This is a genomic window from Azospirillum sp. TSH64 (assembly GCF_003116035.1).
Classification (GTDB): domain Bacteria; phylum Pseudomonadota; class Alphaproteobacteria; order Azospirillales; family Azospirillaceae; genus Azospirillum.
Genome location: NZ_LGQW01000015.1, coordinates 2917086 through 2924585 on the forward strand (window position 1 = coordinate 2917086; position 7500 = coordinate 2924585).

Sequence of the window (7500 nt, forward strand, 5' to 3'; positions counted from 1 at the left end):
GGAGGCCGAGCTGTGGGTTCAGCGTGCCGGCCGCCTTCAACGCTTCGACCTGGAACCGGTAATCCTCGTCGCTCTGGCGGTGCGGGCGCTTGGCGGCGAAATCCCAGCCGGCATAGACGCTCTCGCCCAGCGCATGGCTCAGCAGCGGGGCGGTCTGCGGCAGGATCTCATAGCCGCGGTTCTGCATCAGGCCGATGTCCGGCCAGTTGCGGCGGATGGCCCGCACCAGCGCCGCCGCCGCGTCGGTCATGCCGCGCCAGCGCTTCGGGTCGGTGCGCTCCAGATGCGGCGGGTTGTCGAGCGTGTCGAGGAAAACGCCATGGAAGCCCTCGCGCAGGATCGCGGGGACCAGCTCCTCGACCACCAGCTTGACCCAACGGCGGTCGCGCACGTCGACATAGAAGCTGCCGGGCCAGTTGGGGTTTTCCTGGTCCAGGATGCCCCACCCCTTCACCCGGTCGAACCAGGGGCGGTGAGTCTCGACCTCGCCAACGCTGAGATAGCCGAGCAGGGTCTTGCCCCGGTCGGCCAGCGGTGGCAGCGGCGGGTGGGTCCTGCTGTCCAGCACCAGCAGCCGGTAAGGCTGGAAGGCGGCCAGCGGTGCCGCATCGGCGTAATAGACCGCCCAGGGGGCAGCAGGGGCCGGAGCAACGGGAGCTTGGCCGGGATTTGCGGCCCGCAGGTCCCTGTTGGGCAGCGCCAGCAGCGCCGCACCCGACAAAAGCCCGCCGGCGACCGCCCGCCGCCCGATCAAACCACCGATCACGCCACCCTGCCCCGATCAGTCAGCCGAGTTCTTCACCCGGACCCGTCAACCAAGCCACGCCAGCGTCTGGCGCAGCCCATCCTCCAGCGGCGTGTCGCAGCTCATGCCGAAGGCGGCGACCAGACGCGTGGGATCGCCGATGGATGTCCGGATGTCACCCGGCCGCGCCGGACCGTAGCGCCGGTCGAGCGGACGGCCCGACAGGTCGGCCAGAACCTCCGCCAGCCGGTTGACAGAGGTCGGACGGCCGGTACAGACATTGTAGATCGGTGCGCCCGGCTGCGGATGTCCCATCGCCGCAGTCAGGTATCGCACCAGATCCTTTACAAAGATGAAATCCCGCACCTGCTCGCCATCCCCATTGACGGTGATCGGTTCGCCCCTGGCGATGCGGCCGGCGAAGATGGAGATGACGCCGGAATAGGGGGATTTCGGATCCTGGCGCGGGCCATAGACATTGAAGAAGCGGAAGCCGGCGGTCGGCACGCCATGCACCCCGTCCGCCACCCGCGCATGAAGCTCGCAGCCCAGCTTGTCGGCGCCATAGGCCGACAGCGGGCGGGTCGCCGCATCCTCGGTCAGCGGCATGTCGGGATTGTCGCCGTAGACGGCGGCGGAGGAGGCGTAGATCACCGGAACCGGTCCGGCCGGATTGGCGCGGCGGGCGGCCCGGCGGGCGGCGTCGAACACGGCGATGGTGCCGGACAGGTTGGCGTGGTGGGTCTCCAGCCAGGCCTCACGCGACCGGTCGACCGAGGCGACGGCGGCCAGGTGGAAACAGCCGTCCACCCCCTCACCGTCCTCGCCGGCCATCGCCGCCCGGACCGCTTCGGCATCGGCCACGTCACCGACAATCACAGGCACGCCGTCCGGCAGGTTTTCACGCTTGCCGGTGGACAGATCGTCCAGCACCCGGACCTCGTGCCCTGCCGCCAGCAGCCGCTCGATCAGGTGCGAGCCGATGAAACCGCAACCGCCGGTAACCAGATAACGCGCCATCGCTGCGGCTCCCTCCGCTTTTGCGTGTGTTTGACGTGATACGCGAAATCGGGGGCACCGGATTTGAAAAATCCCGAGCCTGGCTCAAATCGGCTGCAAAAAAGATCAGGCCGGCAGGAAGCCGGCGACGGAAGCCTGGAATTCCTTGGGCTTGATCGGCTTCGACACATGGCCGTCGAAGCCCGCTTCGGTCAGCCGGCGCTTGTCCGCAGGCGTGGCGAGGTTGGTGACGGCCAGCACCGGGGTGGAGGCCAGGGCAGAGTCGGCGCGGATCTGGCGGATAAGCTCAAGCCCCGACAGGCCGGGCATGACGATGTCCATCACCACCAGATCGGGCGCCATGTCGCGCATCAAGTCCATAACCGAGGTGGCGTCCGACGCCTCGACGACGGTGAAGCCGCCCTCCTCGAGGCAGCGGACGAAGAGCTTGCGCATCAGCACATTGTCTTCGACAACCAGGATCGTCCGCGTTTTCTCGACCGTGTCCAACATTCCGCCATCCAAGCCTGTGGCCGAACCCCATGGCGTGAGCGGTATCGCCGGCATCCGGAAGGACGCAATGCTGCGACCCTGCGCTGCACAGGAATGCCATCATTCACGCATGGTTCGCTCTCTATCTCTTTTAGGGTCTCGGGTCAAGCCATTCGCGATAGCGCTTTACCCCTATTGATGAGTTGTCTCTTTGAATTTATGGTTTTCCGTTCGCCTCTAGCGCGCATTGACGACATCGCCGGTTTACTTGGTGCCAGACCATAAACAGATATACAAACCAACTTGATTGGACTTTTTTGCCTTATCTTTGGCCCAATTGCGGAATTTGGCACAGTGCCGTTCCGGCGGAGCCGCATAATTGAAATGACGTGCGAAACAATTATGCGGCCCTGCGTTTTGAAAATCTCCGTTCGCCGTCGGCGAATCAGCCTTTCCTGCCTCCGCCATGCGGCAGGTAACTCTGGACAAGGTCCTTGGCGGTGTCCTTCAGCATGTCCCAGGCCTCCGGATCGCTTTTGGCCAGCGTCGCCATCATCGCCGCGGCGTTCTTCAAGGTGATGTGCGGCGGCAGCGGCGGGACGTTGGGGTCGGTGTAAGCCTCGACCAGCACCGGCCCGCGGGTCGCCATCGCCTCGTCCCAGACCGCGGCGAGGTTTTCGGGCTTGTCGACGAACAGGCCTTTGAATCCAAGCAGTTCGGCATAGCGGGCATAGGGGAAATCGGGAAGCTCCTGCGAGGCCTCGAACTTCGGATCGCCGTTCTGGGCGCGCATCTCCCAGGTCACCTGGTTGAGGTCGCGGTTGTTCAGCACCAGCACGACGAAGCGCGGGTCGCTCCACTGCTTGCAGTATTTCGCCAGGGTGATCAGCGCATTCATGCCGTTCATCTGCATGGCGCCGTCGCCGACGATGGCCAGCACCGGGCGGTCGGGATGGGCGAACTTGGCCGCCAGGGCATAGGGCATGCCCGGCCCCATGGTGGCGAGGCCGCCGCACAGCGTCGCCTTCATCCCGCGCCTGATCTTGATGTCGCGGGCGTACCAGTTGGTGCCCGACCCGGTGTCGCAGGCGATCACCACGTCGTCGGGCAGCCTCGGCGACAGTTCCCAGAAGACGCGCTGCGGGTTCAGCGGCGTCGCATCGTTCATGGCGCGGGCTTCCAGCACCCTCCACCACTCGGCGACGCCCGCCTCGATCCGCTCACGCCAGGAGCGGTCCTGCTTGCGCTGGAGCAGCGGGATCAGCTCGCGCAGGGTGCCGGCGCTGTCGCCGACCAGATTGACCTCCATCGGATAGCGGATGCTCAGCATCTTCGGGTCGATGTCGATCTGCACGCCGCGCGCCTGCCCCTCCTTCGGCAGGAACTCCGAATAGGGGAAGCCGGAGCCGATCATCAGCAGCGTGTCGCAGTTCACCATCATCTCGTAGCTCGGCCGAGTGCCGAGCAGGCCGATGGAGCCGGTGACGAAGGGCAGATCGTCGGGCAGCGCCGCCTTGCCGAGCAGCGCCTTGGCGACGCCGGCGCCCAGGATGTCGGCGATCTCGATCACCTCGTCGGTGGCGTTCAGCGCGCCCGCCCCGACCAGGATCGCCACCTTGGAGCCGGCATTCAGCACATCGGCGGCGCGGCGCAGGTCGGGCTCCGCCGGACGCACCACCGGGGCCGACCAGCCGACACCGGAATGGATGGTGCCGTGGGCGCGGGCCGGGGCCTCGACCGCGTCCATCTCCTGCAGGTCGTTGGGCATGATGATGCAGGTCACCGTGCGCTCGGCCTTGGCGATCCGCACCGCCCGGTCGACGATGTGCCGCACCTGGGCCGGGGTGGAGGCCATCTGCACATACTCGCCGGCAACATCCTTGAAGAGGGAGACGAGATCGACCTCCTGCTGGTACTGGCCGCCCAGCGCGGTCAGCGCCTGTTGGCCGACGATGGCGAGCACCGGCTGATGGTCGAGCTTCGCATCGTACAACCCGTTCAGCAGGTGGATGGCGCCGGGGCCGGAGGTGGCGAGGCAGACGCCCATCTCACCGGTGTATTTGGCGTGCGCCGTCGCCATGAAGGCGGCCAGCTCCTCGTGGCGGGGCTGGATGAACTCGAATTGGTCGCCGGCGCGGGCGAGCGCGCCGACCAGCCCGTTGATGCCGTCGCCGGGATAGCCGAAGACCCGCTTCACGCCCCACTCGGAGAGCCGCTGCCAGAAGAAATCGCTGACGTTCGGAGCCATGGTCGCCTCTCTTGTCTCTGCTCGGACGTCACCGCCCTTCCTGTTTCAACTGTGCGCCGGCCCATCGGTTCGCCGCAGGCCGCAAGTTTTTTGCCCACCCCCCTGTCGGACCGATCCGGCCGGCGGGGCGTTATCGTGTGCAGCAACAGGGAGACAGCGATGGCCGAGGCCAACATCGATGACCGCTCAAGCTTCGAACGGGCTTACGAGCGGCACGCCTTCGAACAGGATGCGGCGGCGAACGCGCGCAGCGACACGACGACCGTCCATGGCGTGACCATCCTGTCCGCCGCCGATGCCGACGGGCGGATCGAACTGTCGCGCAGCACCCGGCATGTCGGGGAAGGAAACCCGGAGGGCGACACCGTCTTCGTCGCGGCCTTCCGCAGCCACGACAGCGCCGCCGAGGCTGCCGCCCCCTATTCCGGCTCGGTCGAGCCGACCGGCGAAGCCCCGGGCGAGGCCGCCGACGACTACCGCAGCTTCATCGATCAGCTGGTGGAAGCCGCGAAAGGGGCCCGGTTCAAGCCGGACATCGGCCGCGGCGAAGAAAGGCTGACCGGTTTCCGCGGCGGCTGATGAACAGCGAAACGCCCCGTCTCTTTCGAGACGGGGCGTTCGTGATCTGGATGAAGATGCAAGCATGTTTGCTTTTGATTTGAGCGTCTCATGTGCCTGAGCGACCTGGCGGCGACCTACTCTCCCACGTCTTAAGACGCAGTACCATTGGCGCGGAGGCTTTTCACGGCCGAGTTCGGGATGGGATCGGGTGTTTGACACCTCGCCATGACCACCAGGTCACCGAGGCACAAGACCGACGCTGTTACCGAAAGCGCTTAATGCTTGTTCAGTGCAAGTGAGGAGGATGTATCGAACGGCGATGCGCTGGTCAAGCACTGCTTTGGAGCAGGCTTGCTGCTGCGCATGGCGCGGTTAGTGGTGTCGAGATCAAGCCGATCGAGCGATTAGTAAGGCTTAGCTTCAAGCATTGCTGCCCGTCCACATGCCTCCTATCGACGTGATGGTCTGTCACGGCTCTCAAGGGAGCTCTGGTTTAGAGGTGGGTTTCCCGCTTAGATGCTTTCAGCGGTTATCCCGTCCATACTTAGCTACCCGGCCATGCCACTGGCGTGACAACCGGTGCACCAGAGGTATGTCCATCCCGGTCCTCTCGTACTAGGGACAGATCCTCGCAAAACTCCGACACCCACGGCAGATAGGGACCGAACTGTCTCACGACGTTCTAAACCCAGCTCACGTACCACTTTAATCGGCGAACAGCCGAACCCTTGGGACCTGCTCCAGCCCCAGGATGTGATGAGCCGACATCGAGGTGCCAAACGACTCCGTCGATATGGACTCTTGGGAGTCATCAGCCTGTTATCCCCGGCGTACCTTTTATCCGTTGAGCGATGGCCCGTCCACGTGGAGCCACCGGATCACTATGGCCGACTTTCGTCTCTGCTCGACTTGTCAGTCTTGCAGTCAGGCGGGCTTATGCCATTGCACTCGACGAGCGATTTCCGACCGCTCTGAGCCCACCATCGCGCGCCTCCGTTACACTTTGGGAGGCGACCGCCCCAGTCAAACTACCCGCCATGCAGGGTCCCGGACCCGGATAACGGGCCACGGTTAGATGCCAGAGACTTCAAGGGTGGTATTTCAAGGTTGGCTCCACACGAGCTGGCGCCCATGTTTCCAAGCCTCCCACCTATCCTACACATGAAGTCCCTAGCACCACTGCAAAGCTGTAGTAAAGGTGCACGGGGTCTTTCCGTCTGACCGCGGGAACTCCGCATCTTCACGGAGAGTTCAATTTCGCTGAGTTGGTGTTGGAGACAGCGGGGAAGTCGTTACGCCATTCGTGCAGGTCGGAACTTACCCGACAAGGAATTTCGCTACCTTAGGACCGTTATAGTTACGGCCGCCGTTTACCGGGGCTTCAATTCAGAGCTTGCACTCCTCCTCTTAACCTTCCGGCACCGGGCAGGCGTCAGACCCTATACGTCGCCTTGTGTGGCTTCGCAGAGCCCTGTGTTTTTAGTAAACAGTCGCTACCCCCTGGTCTGTGCCCCCCGCCATGGCTTGCGCCACAACGGGGCCCTCTTCTTCCGAAGTTACGAGGGCAATTTGCCGAGTTCCTTCAACACCATTCTCTCAAGCGCCTGGGTATACTCTACCAGTCCACCTGTGTCGGTTTGGGGTACGGTCTATAAGGCGGGGCTATTTCCTGGAACCGGTCCACAGCACGATCAATCCGATAAGATCGTACACGCTTTCCAATCCGTCACCTCCGCCAGGCCCACGAATATTAACGTGGTTCCCATCGACTACGCCTTTCGGCCTCGCCTTAGGGGCCGGCTCACCCTGCGTGGATTAACCTTGCGCAGGAACCCTTGGACTTTCGGCGACAGTGTTTCTCACACTGTTTGTCGCTACTCATGTCAGCATTCTCACTTCCGATACCTCCAGGCGGCCTCACGGACACCCTTCGCAGGCTTACGGAACGCTCCGCTACCACGTGATCCGAAGATCACATCCGCAGCTTCGGTACACGGCTTGAGCCCCGATACATTTTCGGCGCAGGCCGGCTTAACTAGACCAGTGAGCTATTACGCTTTCTTTAAAGGATGGCTGCTTCTAAGCCAACCTCCTGGTTGTCATGGCCTTCCCACATCCTTTCCCACTTAGCCGTGATTTGGGGACCTTAGCTGGCGGTCTGGGCTGTTTCCCTCTCGACGATGGACCTTAGCACCCACCGTCTGTCTGCCGCGCTCTGCTCGCGGGTATTCGGAGTTTGGTTAGGTTTGGTAAGGCTCGCGCCCCCCTAGCCCATCCAGTGCTCTACCCCCCGCGGCAATACGCGACGCGCTACCTAAATAGCTTTCGCGGAGAACCAGCTATTTCCTGATTTGATTGGCCTTTCACCCCTAGCCACAGGTCATCTCCGACTTTTTCAACAGGCGTGAGTTCGGTCCTCCAGTGCGTGTTACCGCACCTTCAACCTGCCCATGGC

At 63.5% G+C, this 7500-nt stretch carries 5 protein-coding genes and 2 rRNA genes (1 of these 7 cut by a window edge); 1 reads left to right on the plus strand and 6 read right to left on the minus strand.

The genetic code is table 11. The annotated features are described in order from the left end of the window. The 4 genes from TSH64_RS14770 to TSH64_RS14785 all read right to left on the minus strand — a co-directional run. Positions 1-766 (minus strand): endo alpha-1,4 polygalactosaminidase (locus TSH64_RS14770; protein WP_109452676.1); only part of this gene is annotated, 766 nt, incomplete at its 3' end. 45 nt (positions 767-811) lie between these two features. Beyond that, positions 812-1765 carry an SDR family oxidoreductase gene (locus tag TSH64_RS14775; protein WP_109452678.1) on the minus strand — a complete coding sequence of 318 codons (954 nt, stop codon included), beginning with the start codon at positions 1763-1765 and terminating at the stop codon, positions 812-814. 105 nt (positions 1766-1870) lie between these two features. After that, the gene (locus TSH64_RS14780; protein ID WP_109445961.1) at positions 1871-2257 is read right to left on the minus strand and encodes a response regulator; all 387 of its coding nucleotides are present in this window, start codon (positions 2255-2257) and stop codon (positions 1871-1873) included. 424 nt (positions 2258-2681) lie between these two features. Beyond that, on the minus strand, positions 2682-4484 hold the full coding sequence (locus TSH64_RS14785) for a thiamine pyrophosphate-requiring protein (protein WP_109445963.1): 1803 nt from the start codon (positions 4482-4484) through the stop codon (positions 2682-2684). Positions 4485-4643: 159 nt separating this feature from the next. Between TSH64_RS14785 and TSH64_RS14790 the strand changes: the two genes are divergently transcribed. After that, positions 4644-5063 (plus strand): hypothetical protein, encoded by a 420-nt coding sequence (locus tag TSH64_RS14790; RefSeq protein ID WP_109445965.1) that lies wholly within the window; start codon positions 4644-4646, stop codon positions 5061-5063. 103 nt (positions 5064-5166) lie between these two features. On the opposite strand, the gene rrf is transcribed toward TSH64_RS14790, so the two are convergent. Next, a 5S ribosomal RNA gene (gene rrf, locus TSH64_RS14795) occupies positions 5167-5282 on the minus strand. A gap of 146 nt (positions 5283-5428) precedes the next feature. Further along, positions 5429-7500, minus strand: a 23S ribosomal RNA gene (locus TSH64_RS14800); it runs 675 nt beyond the window's last position.